The following is a 19,344-nucleotide window of genomic DNA, read 5'->3' as shown; positions in this document are numbered from 1 at the left end:
GGGAAACCAATAATGAAAAACCCTTACGCTCTTGGCTTCTGGTGCGCCCTCGTAGCCCTGGTGCTGCTGTCGGCCACCTATTTCTACGGCATCATGCTGGCTCATCAGATTGACAAGGCAATGGTCTTCCTCGACAGCACCGTGGCGCTGATCGCGGTCATGGCGATCGTGGTCGTGGCGTCGGCGCTGGTGCAGACCCAGCGACTCAAAAAACGCCAGCTTGAGCAAAGCAAGACGCTGCTGCTGATCTGGGACACCAAGGTCGCGCTGCGTAAAGTCGAAACCGTATTCGACCGCTACTTCTGGGGCGGCTACTGGCAGCCGGGGCGTACCTTCGCCGAAGTCATGGGCGAGCTCACCGGCACGCCGCTGGAAAAAAGCCTCGAAGCCCTGAAAAAACAATGTCTGGCCCTCGACCGACAAGTCGCCGGCGATGGCTGGCACTGGCTCAACAACGCCCGCGAACTGTCGGACGTCGCCACGGCCATGGCCCGCGAGCGTTATCAACTGGATTTCTGCGACCCGCGCAGCGACGGGCCGGGCGGAGCAGTGATCGACCGGGATTTCGAAGTGCTGGTGTACACCTGGACCGCGCGGCTGAAAAGCTTCGACCATCAGCTCGACGAGATCGAGGTGCAATATTCCTGATCCCGAAAAGATCGCCGAACCCGGCGATCTTTTTGTTTGTCCATGTCTTGTCGACATTCTTTAACCTTTAAACATTGGGCTGCCAGGCGCGCCCGGTGCTAATCTCCACCGCTAAATTCAGCGGAGTCGCGCCACGGCCCGGTCACGGGTTCAGGGAAGACGACCACACTTTCAGCCACGGAAATCGATCAGGTCATTCATGAATAAATCAGCAGGCGTGCTTCTCGGAATTGTTGTGGCCATTGGCGCCATCAGCGTAGGCGGGGCCTGGTACACCGGCACCAAAATCGAAGGCGTGTTGAACAATGCCGTCGCCAATGCCAACAGCGAGTTGCAGACCGCCATGGCCGGCTCCAACGGCAGTGCGTCGCTGGAACTGGTGTCGCTGGAGCGCAACACCTTCAGCAGCACCGCGCACTATCGCCTCAAGGGCGAGGGTGAAATGTTCGGCGAAGCGCCGGTCGAGCTGCTGTTCGTCGACCGCATCGAACATGGCCCGCTGCCGTTCTCGCGTCTGGTTTCGCTGAAATGGCTTCCGGTCATGGCCACCAGTCACTTTGAGCTGGAAAAGACCCCGATCACCGAAAAATGGTTTGCCGCCACCAAGGGCGCGGCGCCGCTCAAAGGTGTGGTCAACATCGGCTACGACCAGTCCACCACCGGCAACCTCGAACTGCTGCCACTGGAAGCTGCGCTGGATGACAAGTCGAACCTGAAGTTTTCCGGCTTGAACATGGATATTTCCGCCAGCGCCCAGGCCCAGAAAGTCAAGGCCGACGGCTACATGGACAGCCTGCGCCTGACCACGGTCGCCGAAGACCAGACGCCGGTGCAGATCGAACTCAATGGCCTGACCCTGGCCAGCAACCTCGCCAAGAGCACCTACGGCTACTACACCGGCGAGAACACCCTGGAGCTGACCAGCAGCAAGACCACCTTCGGCGCCAAGCAGTCGGTGCTGGGCGTGAAGAACTTCGAAATGAAGAACCGTACCGAAGAGAACGGCAGCAACGCCTCCGGCCGTGCCGACTACAAGGTCGCTGAAGTGACCCTCAACGACAAGAAAATCGGTTCGGCCAACCTGGCCATGAGCCTGAAAAACCTCGACATTCCGTCGGCGATGTCGCTGATGCAGATCTACCAGACCAAGCTGCAGCCTTACGAAAAAGCCGCTGCCGAAGCCACCGCCGCCGGCCTGCCGGCACCGGAGCTGAACCTGACCGAGGCCGAGTCGACCCAGGTCAAGGCCGACCTGCAGAAACTGCTGGCGGCCGGGCCGCAACTGGCGCTGGAAGACCTGTCGCTGAAAACCGCCAACGGCGAAAGCCGGGCGAATCTGGTGCTTGATCTGACCAAGCCTGCGTCGATGGACCTGCCACCGGATCAACTGGGCAAACAGTTGATCGCGCTGCTGGACATCAATGTGTTGGTGTCCAAGCCGATGCTGGTCGACCTGCTCAGCGTGCAGGCGCAAATCGATGGCCAGACCGATGCCAAGGCCATCGTTGACCAGGCCAGCGCTGGCGCCGACATGTTCGCCGGCATGGCCGTGGGTACGCAGCTGGCGACGCTGGACGGCACCAACGTAGTCACCAAACTGCATTACGCTGCCAATCAGGTGGAATTCAACGGCCAGAAGATGACCGTCGAGCAGTTCGTCGGCTTCCTGATGAGCAAGTTCGGCAGTATCGAACAGCCTCAGTAAACGCCCCGCGCGACAACGAATCGCCCGGCCTCTGCACCCGCAGACGCCGGGCGTTTTGCTGTCTGGCATCCGGGTTAACGGTTAGCCGGGGCCAGTCATCGTCACGAATCTGAACAATTATTGTGTTCTGAATATTGATCTACGCTTGCGTGCAAGACTGCTTGGATAGCTTGGCCAGGTGATCTACTTGGCCTCCGTTACGAAATGGGCAAGGGGGGGCGTTGCTACCCGGCTGGCCATGTAAGGATGCTGACGAATGCCGCGTATTGATGTTCCCGTATTACATCGTGGTTTACGCCCTTTGTTTCGAGTCGCGCTGTGCAGCCAGTTGCTCTGGCCGGCGTTCGCGTTCGCCGATACGGCCTACGATCAAATGGTGCTCGACGCCCGGGCCGGGCATTACACGCCCGCGCTGACCGTCTTGCGTCAGGTGCCGCCGGCCCAGGCCACCACCGGCCAGGTCAGCGATCACCTGCAAATCGCCGGTTGGGCCGGGCTCGACGCCGAAGTGGTGCAGGTCTACGAGACTCAGGGTCGTGGCCGGGCACTGCCGGTTCAGGCGCTGACCGCCACTGCCCGGGCCTATCGCAACCTCAAGCGCTGGGATCAGGCGATCGAGGTCTACAACAAGGCCCTGAGGCTGGAGCCGGACAACGCCGACCTGCAACTCGGTCTGGCGCTGACCCAGGCCGACTCCGGCAAGCCTGACGAAGGGGTGATCCGCGCCCGTTCGCTGGTCGCCGCCAAACCCGATGATCCCTCCCGCCGACTGGCGCTGGGCTACGCCCTGAATCGCGCCGGCAAGCCGTACGACGCGCTGTTCGAATACGACCAGGCCTTCATGCGCGCCGGCAACAAACCTGAGGTCGCCCGCGAATACGTGGTCGCCCTGCAAAAGGCGCGTCTGCCGGAGCCGGCGCTACGTTTGGCGAAGCAGCGTCCGGGGCTGATCGATCCCGTCACCTTGCGTCGACTGGAAGGTGATCTGGCCGCCGAACGCGTGCGCCTGGCCGAACTGGCCACCCGCAGCGAAAAAGAACGCTACGTAATCGCCGACCGCGCCCTGGCCGACTACGACCAGTTGCTCGCCACCTGGACCCCGGACGCCAGCGCCCACGATGACGTGACCCGCTGGCGCATCGACCGCATGGGCGCACTCAAGGCCCGGGCGCGCACCGCCGAAGTCATCAGCGAATACCAGAAGCTGCAAGCCGAAGGCGTGAAGATCCCGACCTACGCCCTGCGCTGGGTGGCGGCGTCCTATCTGGATCAGCGCCAGCCGGAAATCGCCACCGATCTTTACCGTCAGGTGCTGGCAGCGCCGGACGCCGATGTCGGCGACCGACTCGAAGACACCACGGCGCTGTATTACTCGCTGCTGGAAAGCGACCGCGCCGAAGAGGCGCGCAAAGTCGCTGAAGATCAGGCCAAGGCGCAGAAGCCGCGCGTCGAACTCAAGGGCTTGCCGATCGGCAACCCCAACGACGAATGGATGGACGCCCAGCAACTGGCGGCGCAGGCCGGCACCTATGGCTCCGACCTGCCTCACGGCGAAGAGCGCTTGCAGACCCTGGTGGATCAGGCGCCGGGCAACATCGGCCTGCGCCTGGCCCAGGCCGATCTGTACCTGGCCCGTAACTGGCCGCGCCGCGCGGAAAACCAGCTCAAGGAAACCGAGAGCATCGCGCCGCGCGACATGGGCCTGGAAGTCGCGCAGGCCCGCACCGCCATGGACCTGCAGGAATGGCGGCAGATGGATGCGCTGACCGATGACGTGGTGGCGCGTTTCCCCGACAACCGGCAGGTCCAGCGTCTGGCCCGTGAGCGCGAAGTGCACGACATGTCCGAGCTGCGCGTCGAGGCCTATGGCGGCAAGGCCAACGGTGGCAGCGGTGGCGATGCCGGCGCGGTCTCCGGCAGCCGGGATTTCGGTATCCAGACCACCCTTTACAGCCCGCCGATCGATGAGGACTGGCGGGTGTTCGCCGGGGCCGGATACGCCACCGGCGATTTTGCCGAAGGCACCGGCCACCACCACTTCCAGCGTGTCGGCCTGGAGCGTCGCACCCGCGACATGACCCTCGAAGCCGAAGTGTCGAACCATTCCTATGGTTTCGGCGACAAGCAGGGGGCACGTCTGGCGATTGCCCGCGACATCGACGATCACTGGCAATACGGCGGCAGCCTTGAATACCTGTCGGCCGAGACCCCGTTGCGGGCACTGAACAGCGACATCAAGGCCAACGGCGGCAGCGGTTTCATCCGCTGGCGCGCCAATGAGAGCCGCGAGTGGCGGCTGGCGGTCAGCCCGTCGCACTTCAGCGACGGCAACAACCGTGTCGAAGCCTTGCTGACCGGAAAAGAGGGCGTCTACAGCGCGCCGAACCTGCAAGTCGATGCGGGCCTGGAAGTGGGCACCAGCCACAACTCCAAGTCCGATGACGTGCCGTACTTCAACCCGAAGTCGGACTTCAGCGTCATGCCGCTGCTCAACGTCAATCACGTGCTGTACCACCGCTACGAAACCGCCTGGAGCCAGCAGTTCCAGGCCGGAGCGGGCACTTACAGCCAGCGTGATCACGGCACCGGCGGCATGGCATTGCTCGGTTACGGCCAGCGCTACGCCTGGAACGACGTGTTCGAGGTGGGCGGTTTGTTCAGCGTGATCAACCGGCCCTACGACGGTGACCGGGAAACCGATCTGCGTCTGCTCGTCGACCTCACTTTCCGCTTCTAGAAGAGTTTGAAGATGCCTTTGATTTCGCGTTTCTTCCTTCTGCTGGGAGTGCTGCTGGTCAGCGCCTGCGCCCAGCAAGCCCCGGCCTTCGTGCCGCCGTCCGAGCGACCGCTGGCAGCCAATGAAAAGCCCTGGCCGAAAAACCACGTGCTGGGCATTGCCTACCATGACGTCGAAGATCGTGACCCCGATCAGGCGGTGGTGGCGGTGCGCACCGAGCGCCTGCTTGAGCAACTCGCCTGGCTGCGGGAAAACAACTACAAACCGGTGACGGTCGACCAGATCATGGCCGCGCGCAAAGGCGGGCCGGAACTGCCGCCCAAGGCGATCCTGCTCAGCTTCGACGACGGTTACTCAAGCTTCTACACCCGCGTGTTGCCGGTGTTGCGCGCCTACAACTGGCATGCGCTGCTGGCGCCGGTCGGCACCTGGATCGACACGCCGCTGAACCAGCCGGTGGATTTCGCCGGTACACCGCGTGCGCGCTCCGACTTCCTGACCTGGGCTCAGGTGCGGGAAATCTCGCAATCGGGTCTGGTGGAAATCGCCGCTCACACCGATGCCAATCACAAAGGCATTCTCGCCAACCCGCAAGGCAACCTTCAGCCGGCGGCCGCGACCCGACGCTACGATCCGGTGAGCAAACGCTACGAATCCGAAGCCGATTTCCAGGCGCGGATCCGCGCCGACGTGCAGGCGATCTCGGAGAAAATCCGCAAGAACACCGGTAAGAAACCGCGCATCTGGGTCTGGCCTTACGGCACGGCGGACGGCACGTCGCTGACCGTGGTGAGCGAGGAAGGCTATGAAATGGCCCTGACCCTCGATGACGGCCTCGATGCCCTCGACAACCTGATGAGCGGGCCGCGTTTCCTGGTGGCTTCCGACCCTGACGGCGAGCACTTCGCCAACAGCGTGGTCGGCGTGCAATCGGATTTCACCATGCGCGTGATCCACGTCGATCTGGACAACGTCTACGACCCGGATCCGGCGCAGCAGGAAATCAACCTCGGCAAACTGATCCAGCGCATGGCTGACATGGGCGCCAACACCGTGTTCCTGCAAGCCTTCGCCGATCCGAAGGGCGATGGGCTGGTGCATTCGTTGTACTTCCCCAACCGTCATCTGCCGATGCGCGCCGACCTGTTCGACCGCGTCGCCTGGCAACTGCGTACCCGGGCTCACGTGAAGGTCTTTGCGTGGATGCCGGTGCTGAGTTTCGAACTGGATTCGAAGCTGCCACGGGTGACGCGCTGGGATCCGAAGACCGGCACGACCGCGGTCGACCCGGATCAATACAAACGCTTGTCGCCGTTCGATCCCGAAGTGCGGCGGATCATCGGTGAGATCTACGAAGACGTGGCACGCCTGACCTCGGTCGACGGCATTCTCTACCACGACGACGCGGTGCTTTCGGACTTCGAAGACGCCGGCCCGCAGGCGCTGAAGGCTTATGCCGCGAACGGTTTGCCGGACTCGATCGCCGCCCTGCGTGACGATCCGGAAGCCATGCAGCGCTGGACGCGCTTCAAGAGCCGCTACCTGATCGACTTCACCAATGAGCTGACCGCCAAGGTGCGCGCGATTCGTGGCCCGCAAGTGCTCACCGCGCGCAACATCTTCGCCGAGCCAGTGCTCAATCCGCACAGCGAAGCGTGGTTCGCGCAGAACCTCGATGACTTCCTCGGGACTTACGACTGGACGGCGCCGATGGCCATGCCGCTCATGGAAAAACAGACGTATGCGCAGTCCGGCCCGTGGCTCGAAGCGCTGGTGGCGAAGATCAAACAGCGCCCCGGTGCGCTGAATCGCACGGTGTTCGAATTGCAGGCCCGGGACTGGACGAAAAAGGACCAGACCGACATCGACGGCGCGCAACTGGCCGACTGGATGAGCCGCCTCAAGCGTCAGGGCGCCACCAGTTTCGGCTACTACCCGGACAACTTTCTCGAGAACCTGCCGGACCTGAAAACCGTGCGGCCTGCGCTCTCCAACAAATGGAACCCATGACATGCTGGATAGACTGCTGGCCCTGCTTGTTCTGGCGATCGTCCTCGGCGTCCCGCTGGGGCTGATCTTCCTGGTCACCGGGCAATTCCTGATGGACTTCGTGTTCTTCTACCCGCTGTTCATGTCCGGGTTGTGGATTTCCGGTGGCCTGTATTTCTGGCTGCACTGGGAACGGCACTGGCCGTGGAAGGACGACACCCTGCCGCCACCGCTGGAAGGCGAACCGCTGATTTCGATCCTGATCCCTTGCTACAACGAGGGCGACAACGCCGCCGACACCATCCACGCGGCGCTGGCGCAGCACTACCCGAACATCGAAGTCATCGCGATCAACGACGGCTCCAAGGACAACACCGCCGAAGTGCTGGATGCGCTGGCCAAGGAAGATCCGCGACTGCGGGTGCTGCACCTGGCGGAAAACCAGGGCAAGGCCGTGGCCCTGCGCATGGGCGCCATCGCTGCGCGCAGCGAATATCTGGTGTGCATCGACGGTGACGCGCTGCTGGCGCCGAACACCGCCGCTTACCTTGTGGCGCCGATGCTCGACAACGCACGACTGGGCGCGGTGACCGGCAACCCACGAATCCGCACGCGTTCGACTCTGGTCGGGCGGGTTCAGGTCGGCGAGTTCTCGTCGATCATCGGGCTGATCAAGCGCACCCAGCGGGTGTTCGGGCGAATCTTCACCGTGTCGGGTGTGATCGTCGCGTTCCGCCGCACCGCGCTGAACCGGGTTGGCTACTGGAGCCCGGACATGATCACCGAAGACATCGACATCAGCTGGAAGCTGCAACTGGATCACTGGAGCATTTTCTACGAGCCCCGTGCCCTGTGCTGGATCCTGATGCCGGAAACCCTGCGCGGTCTGTGGAAGCAGCGTCTGCGCTGGGCCCAGGGCGGCGCCGAAGTGCTGTTCAAGAACATTCGCGGGATCTGGCAGTACCGTCACCGTTACCTGTGGCCGCTGCTGTTCGAATACTGCCTGTCGACCGGTTGGGCGTTCACCTTCCTGTTGTCGGTGATCTTCTGGGCCGTCGGCAAGTTCGTGGTCATGCCTGAAGCGATTGCGGTCGATCACCTGATGCCCCCGGCGTTCACCGGTCTGCTGCTGGCGTTTGTCTGCCTGGTGCAGTTCGCGGTCAGCATCATCATTGACCGTCGTTACGAGCCGGGCCTGGGCAAGACCATGTTCTGGGTGGTCTGGTATCCGATCGCGTTCTGGTTCGTCAGCCTGCTGACCACGCTGGTCAGTTTCCCCAAAGTCTTGTTCGGCCAACACCAGAAGCGTGCGCGCTGGGTCAGTCCCGACCGGGGTATCAAGCCGCTCGGGAACGATGAAGAGGAGGTTATCAAATGAAAATCATCCGGACCCGCCAACGGCCGTTTCTGGTGGTGGTCGATGCGTTCTTCACCGTGCTGGCCTGGATCGGCCTGCTGTATCTGCTGGCGCGCGGTTTATGGCCGCTGATCGAGACCCACGAAGGCGGGCCACGCATCGACAACTCGGCATTCGAAGCCCTCGGCACCTTGCAGATTTACCTGTGGGTGGCTTTAGTCAACGCGGTGATCCTGATCGGCTGGGCGCGCTATCAGCAACGCAAGAGCCGAAGTTTCGCCCAGCGCCGCTTGCCGTCCCCGGTGGTCGACGATGAGGGGCTGAGCCGCAGCTTCAAGCTGTGCGACGAGCGCTTTCAGAAACTGCGCGGGCCGGGCGTGATGACCATCCACAACGATCAGGACGGCGACGTCAGTCATGTGGTGCCGCATCTGTGGCCGGTTCAGCCGCAGGAGCTCCCGCCACCGCTGGCGCCACTCGAGCATCCTCGGGTGATATTTCTGCACGCCGAGGACGACGACAACCGCGAGCCGCTGAACCGGATCACCTGACGGCGCGAATCAGCCGCCAGGCTTCATCCATCGGCAGCGGTTGTTTCATGCGTTCGGCCAGCAGCGCCATCGCTCGCTCCTCTTCGCAGGCCACCGCCGCCACCACCACGCCCTTGCTCCCGAACAGCCCGATAAATGGCGGCTGTTCGGGTTCGCCGATGAATTCGACTGCGTCCCACTGCTCGGCGTGACCGAGATAGTCGTAGTTGCGGCCGAAATGCCAGGTCCAGAAATACGGCACGTCGAGATAATGCTCGTCGCCACCGAGCAGGTTGGCGGCGGCGATTCGCGCGTGCTGCTGGGCCAGGCGCCAGTGTTCGATGCGTTGTGGTTTGCCGTTCAACGGGAAGGTGGCGATATCGCCAATCGCCCATAGGCCGTCAGCCACGCGCAGGCTGGCATCGACCAACAGTGATTGATCGTCCTCGCGCGGCAAGTCGACGAACGCTTCGGTGGCCGGATGTACGCCGATTCCCGCCAACACCAGATCCGCCGACAGGCGCAGGCCGTTGTCGAGCAACACCGCCTCGACCTTGCCATCGCCGGTGATCTCCCTGGCTTCGTGATCAGTGATGAATTTCACGCCGTGTTCTTCATGCAGCGCCCGGATCGCCTTGCCGACGGCTTCACCGAATTGCGCCGCGAAGGGAATCGCGTGACGGGCCAGCACCGTCACCTCGAGACCGTGTTGGCGCAAGGCTGAAGCACATTCAAGGGCAATGAAGCTGTCACCAATGATCACCGCGCGCTGGCCCGGTTGGGCGGCGTCCATGATGGATTGCGCCTGGGTTCTTGAGCGCAGGACAAACACCTGGGGCAGGTCGGCGCCGGGTAACTCCAATGCGTTGGGCGTCGCGCCGGTGGCCAGCACCGCCGCGCTGTAATGCAGTGTGCGGCCATCGCTCAGGTGAAGGGTTTTGGTATCGGCATCGAGCCCGGTGACCTCGCCTGAAACCCGGTTGATGTGCTGTTCGCGGTAAAAATCGTCATCGCGCAGCGGCGGGGTTTCCGCTGACGGCATTTCCCCGGACAGCACGAATTTGCTCAGCACCGTGCGGTCGTAGCCGGCGTCCGGCTCGCGGTCGATCAGCACGATTCGCCCGCCGAAGCCTTTTTCCCGCAGGGCGGCGGCGCAGGCCGTTCCCCCGGCACCGGCGCCGACGATGACAAAGGTGCGCGGGTCGTCCTGCGGCGGGGTGTGCGGATCCGGCAGCGGCTGGTCATCGACCCACACCTCGTCGCCGCGCAGTTCCAGCGGATAACGCTTGAGGCTGTCCAGCGCCGGTGGCTCGCACAACGCGCCATCTTCGGCACGAAAAGCTGCCTTGTGCCACGGGCAGATCAGCCGGCCGTGGCACAACGCACCTTCCGCCAGCGGCGCGCCGGCGTGCGGGCATTGCCCCTGAAAGGCGCGCAACTGGCCGGCGGCGCGCAGCAGGACGATCTTGCAGTCGCCGATCTGCACCTCCAGCCCACGGTCTTCAGGCACATCGGCGAAACGGGCGACACGGTGCAGGGTCATGGTCGTGCTCCTCACAGGCATTTCTCTTACGAGTTTGGGCTGCATTGCGAGGTTCAGCCATTTCCCACTGCCACGGCACGAACGGTACGGCTATAGTTTGCAGGCCGACGAAGGCCCAACTGCACAAGGTGCTCCCGGAATGACCCGATTGACCTCTCTCAACCCTTGGCTGGCGGCCGTTGCCGTCGCCCTTTGCGTGCAGTTTCCGGCGCAGGCCCAGGAGCGTTTCACCCTCAGCATTCCCGGCGTGTCGGATAACCGCCTGTTCACCTCGGCGGCGGCCAGCGATGCAGCCGGTTGCGGCGGCAAGAACCAGTCGCCGGCCCTGAGCTGGAATGCTGGCCCGGCCGGAACCCTGAGCTACGCCATCGTCATGCACGATCCGGACGGCCAGAAAGGCGCAGGCGTCGATCACTGGGTTCACTACGGCATCAAGGCCACAACCCGGCAGATTGCCGCCGGCGTTGGAGCGAAATCGGCCCTTGAAGGTGTCGGTGGCACCAACAGCAAAGGCACCACCAGCTACATCGGCCCATGCCCGCCGGTGGGCGACAGCGCTCACCACTACATCATCCAGATCTACGCCCTGGATCTGGCCCCGGACGCCTTGCCTGCCGGCCTGACCCGCGCCCAGTTGATGGAAAAAATCAAAGGCCACGTGCTGCGCAACAGCAGTGCGGTGCGGCGCTATCACCGCTGAAAAAAATTTCGGCGAGGTTTAACCCGAACGCAAAGGGCTGCCCGTCTCAGGGGATGAATGGATCAATTCTTCCCCGAGGTCAGCCCCCATGTCCCTTCCTTCCACGCTTCTGCGCCCCCTTGCTGTCAGTGTGTTGCTGGTGGTTGCCGGTTGCGGCGTTTCCTCCAGCCCGGAAACCACCGTCGCGCCGCCGGCGCAGACCGAACTGAAATCCTCCGTGCAGCCTGAAGCGGTGATGGCCGACAGCGCGATGGCCAAACGCAGTGTACGGGCAGCGCCGATAGCCAGTTTTGCACCGCTGCCGGCCAGTGAAAGTTATCCACAAGGCTATCGTGACGAACAACGCGAGCAGTACGCCAAGCTGGCCGACAACCCGATCCGCAGCGTCGCCGAAACCCCGGTCTCGACCTTTAGCGCCGATGTCGACACCGGCGCCTACGCCAATGTGCGGCGCCTGCTCAACCAGGGTCGCCTGCCGCCGGAAGGCGCGGTGCGGCTGGAGGAGATGGTCAATTACTTTCCCTACGACTACGCGCTGCCGAGCGATGGCTCGCCCTTCGGCGTGACCACCGAACTGGCCGCTTCACCGTGGAACCCGCACACCCGCTTGCTGCGCATCGGCATCAAGGCCTCCGACCGCGCGGTGGCGGAATTGGCCCCGGCGAACCTGGTGTTTCTGGTGGATGTGTCCGGCTCAATGGACCGCCCCGAAGGCTTGCCGCGGGTCAAAAGCACCCTGAAGTTGCTGGTCGATCAATTGCGCGAGCAGGATCGGGTTTCGCTGGTGGTGTATGCCGGCGAATCCAGAGTGGTGCTGGAGCCGACTTCCGGACGGGAAAGGGCGAAAATTCGCACAGCCATCGAGCAATTGACCGCCGGCGGCTCGACTGCGGGCGCTTCAGGCATCGAACTGGCTTACCAGATGGCGCAGCAAGCGTTCATCCCCAACGGCATCAACCGCATCCTGTTGGCCACCGACGGCGACTTCAACGTCGGCATCAGCGACTTCGACAGCCTGAAACAAATGGCTGTGGATAAACGCAAGACCGGGATTTCCCTGACCACCTTGGGTTTTGGTGTGGATAACTACAATGAACACCTGATGGAACAACTGGCCGATGCCGGTGACGGCAACTACGCCTACATCGACAACTTGCGCGAAGCGCGCAAGGTGCTGGTGGATCAACTCGGTTCGACCCTCGCCGTGGTGGCGAAAAACGTCAAGTTGCAGGTCGAGTTCAACCCGGCGCAGGTCAGCGAATACCGGCTGCTCGGCTACGAAAACCGCGCGTTGAAGCGTGAGGATTTCAGTAATGACAAGGTCGATGCCGGTGAAATCGGTGCAGGCCATACGGTGACGGCGTTGTATGAAATTGTCCCGACAGGCGGGAAGGGCTGGCTGGAACCGCTGCGTTACGGAAAAACCGATGCAGTGGTTTCCGAGAAGAAAGGAGAATTGGCCATGCTACGCGTGCGATATCAAAAGCCTGAGGGTGGGAAAAGTCTGCTGATCGAGCGGCCGATTGCCAGTCAGGTGGCGCCGGCCAGTGAGGATCTGCGTTTCGCCGCCGCCGTCGCCGCGTTTTCCCAGCAACTCAAGGACGGTCGCTACACCGGCGATTTCAGCCTCAAGGACACCGAAGCCCTGGCCCGCGGTGCCCGTGGCGATGACCGCTTCGGCCTGCGCAACGAGTTCGTGCAGCTGGTTGAACTGGCGCAGAGCCTGCGTACGTCCACGGCCTCCAACGCAATGTCCACCGAGCGACGGATTGAATAGTGAGCCGCCTTAAAGGCTTTATCACACAGCTGTTTACCTCCGCCGACAGCCTTGAGGCCAGCAGCGACGAATCGCTGCTGGCCCGTTATCGCGAGGGTGACGGCAAGGCGTTCGAGATCCTGTACGCCCGTCATCGGCAGAGTCTTTACCGGTTTCTGCTCGGTTTGAGCGGCAAACCTGAACTGGCCGACGAGGTGTTCCAGGAGACGTGGCTGAGCCTGATCCGCAGCGCCAGTCAGCCACAAGGCCGGGCGACCTTTCGTACATGGTTGTTCCAGATTGCCCGCAATCGCCTGATCGACCACTGGCGCAAACACGGCGCCCGGCAACCGCTGCATGACAGCTATGACGAGCAATTCCACGCCGTCAGCGACGACGCCTCCGATCCCGAACAATTGCTCAACCTCAGCCGCGACAGCCAGCGCCTGGAGAGCGCCCTGCAATCCTTGCCCGCCGACCAGCGCGAAGTGTTCCTGCTGCGCGCCCATGGCGACCTCGACCTGGCGCAAATCGCCAGCCTCACCGAAACACCGCTGGAAACCGTCAAGAGCCGCTTGCGCTACGCCCAGCAAAAACTGCGTCGGCTGCTGGCCGAGGAGGTACTGACATGACGGACGCCCGCCCGACACCCGAAGAGCAAGTGCTCAAGCACGTGCGCGAACAGCACAACGCCGAGCCGCCGGCGCATCTCGATGCGCTGATCCTCAACGCCGCCCACCGTGAAACCCCGGCACCACGGCAAAACCTGTGGCAACGCTGGCTCAAGGCCTGCCAGCAACCGCGCTATCAGGTGGTTTTTGCCAGTCTGGTCGGCATCGCGCTGATGCTGTCGCTGGTGCAACGCGCGCCGGAACCCGTGGCTCAATACGATTTCGCCCCCGCCGCGAAACCGGCTGCGCCAGTGGCCCGCCAGGAGGCCCGATCATTGTCGGCGCCCGCCGGCGCGCTTTCTGCGCCTGCACCCGCAATGGCTCCCGCGCCAATGGCGGAAATGGCCGCACCGATGCAGAGCGAATCGATCAGCGCCGACACGGCGGACGAAGCCAAGGTCAGCAAGCGCGCCGCCGCCCCGGTCAACGGTCTTGACGCGCAACTGCGTGAAGTCCTGCGCCTGCGCGAGTCCGGCCAGTCGCAAGCGGCCGACAGCCTGTTCAACAACCTGCACAAGCGCTACCCGAACGTGAATCTCGACCTGCGACTGGAAAAAATCCGCAAGAACTGACCGTATCAGCCATCCGCCATTTGGCATTGACCCGCAAAAACGCGCACTATCGGGTCATTGCCGATGCGCTGGAGGATGCCGTGGCCCAAAAAATCGACCGCATCGCCCAAATGCTCAACTGCCCGGTGAAGGGTGAGGAACTGCGGCGGGCAGTGACAGAGAGTCGCAAGGAGTTTCTTCTGGCCAAACAGGCCGAAGAGGATCTGGAGGAAGACGTTCTCGATGATGACTTGATCGAGGACGATGAAGACGATGATGAATACGACGAGTTTGACTGGACGACGGAGTGAGTCGCCAGCCAGCAGGCACAAAAAAGCCCCGGACCTTGCAGTCCGGGGCTTTTTCGTTTTGTTCATGGCGCACCAGGCGGGATTCGAACCCACGACCCCTGCCTTCGGAGGGCAGTACTCTATCCAGCTGAGCTACTGGTGCAGCGGGCGACATCATACCTAGGTCGGCTCGGGGCGTCCATGCCGGGTTTTGGCGTGGATTGTCAGTGCAAGTGTCGGTTGGAAAACCCTGCATTCCATAAAGCTGTAACGTCCTGCAAAAGGCTCGCTTGGCGCTTTGGGGAGGCTGTTCTATGGTTTCCCTGCGATCGGGGCTGTTGGTACGTTGATCTGAAATGTTCAGCAATTGCGGCGTTTTTGTTCTTTTTTTCGAACGCCCTATTGTCCTCCAACCCCTTTGAACCTAGGATTCGTTTGAGATTTCAAACGCTCCTTATCCAGGTGCTGAGCCGCACGCGTTTCGAGTCGTGCGCTATTCATGTGCCAGCCCGGTGAATGATTTCCCTGACGGCAGCCTTGCGAGGCGCCTTTCTACAATCATAATTTTGCTCCGCGCCTTGCGCGGTGCTGTTAAGGAAAGCCGACATGCAGCTTAAAGACACCCAGTTGTTCCGCCAGCAAGCCTTCATCGATGGCGCATGGGTCGACGCGGACAACGGTCAGACGATCAAGGTCAACAACCCGGCCACTGGCGAGATTCTGGGCACCGTGCCGAAGATGGGCGCTGCCGAAACCCGCCGCGCCATCGAAGCCGCCGACAAGGCGCTTCCGGCCTGGCGTGCACTGACCGCCAAGGAGCGTGCAGGCAAACTGCGTCGCTGGTTCGAACTGATGATCGAGAACCAGGATGACCTCGCTCGCCTGATGACCCTCGAACAAGGCAAACCACTGGCCGAAGCCAAGGGCGAAATCGTTTACGCCGCTTCGTTCATCGAGTGGTTCGCCGAAGAAGCCAAGCGCATTTACGGCGACGTGATTCCGGGCCACCAGCCGGACAAGCGCCTGATCGTGATCAAACAACCGATCGGCGTGACCGCTGCCATCACCCCGTGGAACTTCCCGGCGGCGATGATCACTCGTAAGGCAGGTCCTGCGCTGGCCGCCGGTTGCACCATGGTGCTCAAGCCGGCTTCGCAAACGCCGTTCTCCGCATTCGCTCTGGCCGAACTGGCCCAGCGCGCCGGCATCCCTAAAGGTGTGTTCAGCGTGGTCTCCGGCAGCGCCGGCGATATCGGCAGCGAGCTGACCAGCAACCCGATCGTGCGCAAACTGTCCTTCACCGGCTCGACCGAAATCGGTCGTCAGCTGATGTCGGAATGCGCCAAGGACATCAAGAAAGTCTCCCTGGAACTGGGCGGCAACGCGCCATTCATCGTGTTCGACGACGCGGACCTGGATAAGGCCGTCGAAGGCGCGATCATTTCCAAGTACCGCAACAACGGCCAGACCTGCGTCTGCGCCAACCGTCTGTACATTCAGGATTCGGTCTACGACGCGTTCGCCGAGAAGCTGAAAGTGGCAGTCGCCAAGCTGAAGATCGGCAACGGTCTGGAAGAAGGCACCACCACCGGCCCGCTGATCGACGAGAAAGCCGTGGCCAAGGTGCAAGAGCACATCGCTGACGCCGTGAGCAAAGGCGCGACCGTTCTGGCCGGTGGCAAGCCGATGGAAGGCAACTTCTTCGAGCCGACCATCCTGACCAACGTGCCGAAAGACGCGGCGGTGGCCAAGGAAGAAACCTTCGGTCCGCTGGCGCCGCTGTTCCGCTTCAAAGACGAAGCCGACGTGATCGCAATGTCGAACGACACCGAGTTCGGTCTGGCTTCGTACTTCTACGCTCGCGACCTGGGCCGTGTGTTCCGTGTGGCTGAAGCCCTGGAATACGGCATGGTCGGCGTCAACACCGGGCTGATCTCCAACGAAGTCGCGCCGTTCGGCGGCATCAAGGCCTCGGGCCTGGGCCGTGAAGGCTCCAAGTACGGCATCGAAGATTACCTGGAAATCAAATACCTCTGCCTGGGCATCTAAGCCTCGGTAGAAGATCGCTGTAAACGCAAAGGGCACGAGAGCGCTGTCCCTTTGCGTCGTTTCAAACCGGAATTTTCTCTGCGGCCGGGAACGCCGTGGCAGTCGATCATCGCATGCTGCCACCGCCGATTCCTCCCGCTTTATCCTTGAACCACGCCGCCCGATGAGCGGCGAATGAGGACTGTAATGAGCAAGACTAACGCTGAACTGATGGCCCGTCGTACCGCAGCTGTTCCACGTGGTGTTGGCCAGATTCACCCGATCTTCGCCGAGTCCGCGAAGAACGCGACAGTGACCGACGTTGAAGGTCGTGAATTCATCGACTTCGCCGGCGGTATCGCCGTACTGAACACCGGCCACGTGCACCCGAAAATCATCGCCGCCGTGACCGAGCAGCTCAACAAGCTGACCCACACCTGCTTCCAGGTGCTGGCCTATGAGCCGTACGTCGAACTGTGCGAGAAAATCAACGCTCGCGTACCGGGCGACTTCGCCAAGAAAACCCTGCTGGTGACCACCGGTTCCGAAGCCGTTGAAAACGCCGTCAAGATCGCCCGTGCCGCCACTGGCCGCGCTGGCGTGATCGCCTTCACCGGCGCTTACCACGGTCGCACCATGATGACCCTGGGCCTGACCGGTAAAGTCGTGCCTTACTCGGCCGGCATGGGCCTGATGCCAGGCGGCATCTTCCGCGCGCTGTACCCGAACGAACTGCACGGCGTGAGCATCGACGACTCGATCGCTTCCATCGAGCGCATCTTCAAGAACGACGCCGAGCCGAAAGACATCGCCGCGATCATCATCGAGCCTGTGCAGGGTGAAGGTGGTTTCTACGTCGCACCGAAAGAGTTCATGAAGCGTCTGCGTGCCCTGTGTGACCAGCACGGCATCCTGCTGATCGCTGACGAAGTGCAGACCGGCGCTGGCCGTACCGGCACCTTCTTCGCCATGGAACAGATGGGCGTTGCTGCCGACCTGACCACCTTCGCCAAATCCATCGCTGGCGGCTTCCCGCTGGCCGGTGTGTGCGGCAAGGCCGAATACATGGACGCCATCGCACCAGGCGGCCTGGGCGGCACCTACGCCGGTAGCCCGATCGCTTGCGCCGCGGCCCTGGCCGTGATGGAAGTGTTCGAAGAAGAAAAACTGCTGGACCGCTGCAAGGCTGTCGGCGAGCGTCTGGTCACCGGCCTGAAAGCCATCCAGGCCAAGTACCCGGTGATCGGCGAAGTCCGTGCCCTGGGCGCCATGATCGCGGTCGAGCTGTTCGAAAACGGCGACAGCCACAAGCCAAACCCGACCGCCGTTGCTGCTGTCGTGGCCAAGGCGCGTGACAAGGGCCTGATCCTGCTGTCCTGCGGCACCTACGGCAACGTGCTGCGCGTCCTGGTACCGCTGACCTCGCCGGACGAGCAACTGGACAAAGGCCTGGCGATCATCGAAGAGTGCTTCTCGGAGCTGTAATCCGCAGCACCGTGTGATCGGATCGACAAAAAACCCGCTTCGGCGGGTTTTTTCATGCCGGGAGAAACACCTGCGCGGTTTTCGGGTTGTACCGAAACGCCAGCATTGGCTAAGGTTCAAGCATTGCAAGGGAGGGCGAGCATGACGGCCGTCGATTTACCCGCTGTACCAAGAGTCCTGATTGCCGAGGCCGACCCGTGGTCTCGTGACCTGCTCAAACAAGTGTTGCTGAATGTGCGTTGCGACGCGCGGCTGGATCTGTGCGCCGATGGCCAGGAGGCAATGACGCTGCTCAGCGAAGTGCCCTATGACCTGGCGATCGTCGACTGGGAGTTGCCCGGCGTCGATGGCTTGAACGTGTTGCGCAGCGTGCGCCAGCGCAAACGCAACCCGCCGCTGCCGTTCATTCTGATGAGCAGTCGCAACGACAGCGCCAGCGTGCGCGAAGCCTTGCCGCTGGCGCCGACCGCCTACCTGGCCAAACCCCTGAACATGGAAAGCCTGACCGAGCGTTTGCAGGGGCTGCTGCTGAACGCCGGTGAGGAAGTGTTCTGCGAAGTACCGGCGCTGGCGCCGGGCATGACCCTCTCGGTATTCCTCGAACGTCGCCGCGAACAGGCCGACGGCGCGCCGCTGATGACCGACGTGCAAGTGGCGGTCAAGCGCAGCCTCAATCCCAACGGGCTGGATCTGAAGCTGCTGGAAGAGGAAATCCGCACCGATCCGCAGATCACCGCCGTGTTGATTGCCGCCGCCAACAGCGCCGCCCAGCATCATGGCGCGCCGGTGCAGACCCTGGCGCAGGCGCTGCATCGTCTGGGCACCGGGCAAAGCATGAACCTGATCCTTGGCCTGGCACTCAAGCGCAGCGCCCGGCTCAGCGACCCGTGTCTGGCCGACTACGCCGAGCGCTATTGGGGCCTGTCGTTGCACACCGCCGAATACGCCCGCACCTTGGCGCGTCTGCTCGATCTGGATCAGGAACGCTGCTACTGCGCCGGGATGCTCCATCGCCTCGGCGATCTGGCGTTGCTGCGTTGTCTTCAAGAGTGGAAGCAGGCCGGCGGCGAGCTGGATGAACTGGAAGAAGTCGGCGATGCGCTGGCCGAATTCGGTGCGGCGTATGGCTCGGCGCTGCGCACTCGCTGGCGTTTGCCGTTGGAACTGCGCGAGCTGATTGCCTCGGTCTACCAGCTCGGTGGCGGGGTGTATTCCCGCGAGGCACTGGTGATGAACATGGCGGCGCAGATGGCGCGGCTGACCGAGCATGAAGGCGTCGAGGATCTGGCGAAGAGCCGCACGGCGCGCTTGCTCAAAATCGGCTTGCCGGAGCTGATGCGGATGCGCAAATAGC

15 protein-coding genes and 1 tRNA gene are annotated in these 19,344 nt (G+C 62.6%); 14 read left to right on the top strand and 2 right to left on the bottom strand.

Annotation, left to right across the window (positions count from 1 at the left end):
• Window positions 1–12: 12 nt before the first annotated feature.
• The 6 genes from ACM6JM_RS02690 to pgaD all read left to right on the top strand — a co-directional run bounded on the left by ACM6JM_RS02690 (window position 13) and on the right by pgaD (window position 8,987).
• Window positions 13–648, top strand: coding sequence for a hypothetical protein (locus tag ACM6JM_RS02690; protein ID WP_011331886.1), 636 nt, complete (start codon window positions 13–15; stop codon window positions 646–648).
• 199 nt (window positions 649–847) lie between these two features.
• Complete coding sequence (locus ACM6JM_RS02685) at window positions 848–2,353, top strand: YdgA family protein (RefSeq protein WP_414881292.1); 1,506 nt, start codon at window positions 848–850, stop codon at window positions 2,351–2,353.
• A gap of 256 nt (window positions 2,354–2,609) precedes the next feature.
• Window positions 2,610–5,090 carry a poly-beta-1,6 N-acetyl-D-glucosamine export porin PgaA gene (pgaA, locus tag ACM6JM_RS02680; RefSeq protein WP_414881290.1) on the top strand — a complete coding sequence of 827 codons (2,481 nt, stop codon included), beginning with the start codon at window positions 2,610–2,612 and terminating at the stop codon, window positions 5,088–5,090.
• 12 nt (window positions 5,091–5,102) lie between these two features.
• On the top strand, window positions 5,103–7,100 hold the full coding sequence (pgaB, locus tag ACM6JM_RS02675) for a poly-beta-1,6-N-acetyl-D-glucosamine N-deacetylase PgaB (protein ID WP_414881288.1): 1,998 nt from the start codon (window positions 5,103–5,105) through the stop codon (window positions 7,098–7,100).
• Window position 7,101: 1 nt separating this feature from the next.
• The gene (pgaC, locus tag ACM6JM_RS02670; RefSeq protein WP_039772995.1) at window positions 7,102–8,457 is read left to right on the top strand and encodes a poly-beta-1,6-N-acetyl-D-glucosamine synthase; all 1,356 of its coding nucleotides are present in this window, start codon (window positions 7,102–7,104) and stop codon (window positions 8,455–8,457) included.
• Window positions 8,454–8,987 carry a poly-beta-1,6-N-acetyl-D-glucosamine biosynthesis protein PgaD gene (gene pgaD / locus ACM6JM_RS02665; RefSeq protein ID WP_074689361.1) on the top strand — a complete coding sequence of 178 codons (534 nt, stop codon included), beginning with the start codon at window positions 8,454–8,456 and terminating at the stop codon, window positions 8,985–8,987. Before pgaC ends, pgaD begins: the two co-directional genes overlap by 4 nt.
• Here the strand turns inward: pgaD and ACM6JM_RS02660 are convergent.
• Window positions 8,980–10,509 carry an FAD-dependent oxidoreductase gene (locus tag ACM6JM_RS02660; protein WP_414881286.1) on the bottom strand — a complete coding sequence of 510 codons (1,530 nt, stop codon included), beginning with the start codon at window positions 10,507–10,509 and terminating at the stop codon, window positions 8,980–8,982. The two genes, pgaD and ACM6JM_RS02660, sit on opposite strands and share 8 nt — an antisense overlap.
• Before the next feature lie 139 nt (window positions 10,510–10,648).
• On the opposite strand from ACM6JM_RS02660, the gene ACM6JM_RS02655 reads away from it, so the two are divergent.
• The 5 genes from ACM6JM_RS02655 (at window position 10,649) to ACM6JM_RS02635 (ending at window position 14,498) form a co-directional block, all read left to right on the top strand.
• Window positions 10,649–11,209, top strand: coding sequence for a YbhB/YbcL family Raf kinase inhibitor-like protein (locus ACM6JM_RS02655; RefSeq protein ID WP_414881285.1), 561 nt, complete (start codon window positions 10,649–10,651; stop codon window positions 11,207–11,209).
• A gap of 88 nt (window positions 11,210–11,297) precedes the next feature.
• Entirely contained in the window at window positions 11,298–12,986 is a 1,689-nt protein-coding gene (locus ACM6JM_RS02650) for a vWA domain-containing protein (RefSeq protein ID WP_414881284.1), read from the top strand.
• Between the two features lie 29 nt (window positions 12,987–13,015).
• Entirely contained in the window at window positions 13,016–13,597 is a 582-nt protein-coding gene (locus tag ACM6JM_RS02645; protein ID WP_219736875.1) for an RNA polymerase sigma factor, read from the top strand.
• Window positions 13,594–14,208, top strand: a complete 615-nt coding sequence (locus ACM6JM_RS02640; RefSeq protein ID WP_085746292.1) for a hypothetical protein — start codon at window positions 13,594–13,596, stop codon at window positions 14,206–14,208. Before ACM6JM_RS02645 ends, ACM6JM_RS02640 begins: the two co-directional genes overlap by 4 nt.
• 20 nt (window positions 14,209–14,228) lie before the next feature.
• Entirely contained in the window at window positions 14,229–14,498 is a 270-nt protein-coding gene (locus ACM6JM_RS02635) for a hypothetical protein (RefSeq protein ID WP_219736870.1), read from the top strand.
• A 65-nt stretch (window positions 14,499–14,563) separates the two neighbouring features.
• On the opposite strand, the gene ACM6JM_RS02630 is transcribed toward ACM6JM_RS02635, so the two are convergent.
• A tRNA-Arg gene (locus ACM6JM_RS02630) sits at window positions 14,564–14,640 on the bottom strand.
• A gap of 443 nt (window positions 14,641–15,083) precedes the next feature.
• Between ACM6JM_RS02630 and gabD the strand changes: the two genes are divergently transcribed.
• The 3 genes from gabD to ACM6JM_RS02615 all read left to right on the top strand — a co-directional run bounded on the left by gabD (window position 15,084) and on the right by ACM6JM_RS02615 (window position 19,343).
• A complete protein-coding gene (gabD, locus tag ACM6JM_RS02625; RefSeq protein ID WP_011331898.1) occupies window positions 15,084–16,526 on the top strand; it encodes an NADP-dependent succinate-semialdehyde dehydrogenase in 1,443 nt (480 codons plus the stop codon).
• A gap of 186 nt (window positions 16,527–16,712) precedes the next feature.
• The gene (gabT, locus tag ACM6JM_RS02620) at window positions 16,713–17,990 is read left to right on the top strand and encodes a 4-aminobutyrate--2-oxoglutarate transaminase (RefSeq protein ID WP_007957613.1); all 1,278 of its coding nucleotides are present in this window, start codon (window positions 16,713–16,715) and stop codon (window positions 17,988–17,990) included.
• Window positions 17,991–18,131: 141 nt separating this feature from the next.
• A complete protein-coding gene (locus tag ACM6JM_RS02615; protein ID WP_414881283.1) occupies window positions 18,132–19,343 on the top strand; it encodes an HDOD domain-containing protein in 1,212 nt (403 codons plus the stop codon).
• The last annotated feature ends 1 nt before the right edge of the window (window position 19,344 follow it).

The organism is Pseudomonas sp. IT-P2, assembly GCF_949767575.1.
GTDB lineage: Bacteria > Pseudomonadota > Gammaproteobacteria > Pseudomonadales > Pseudomonadaceae > Aquipseudomonas > Aquipseudomonas pharyngis.
The sequence above is the reverse complement of the archived record's forward strand: the minus strand, read 5'-3'. Positions and strand labels throughout refer to the sequence as shown.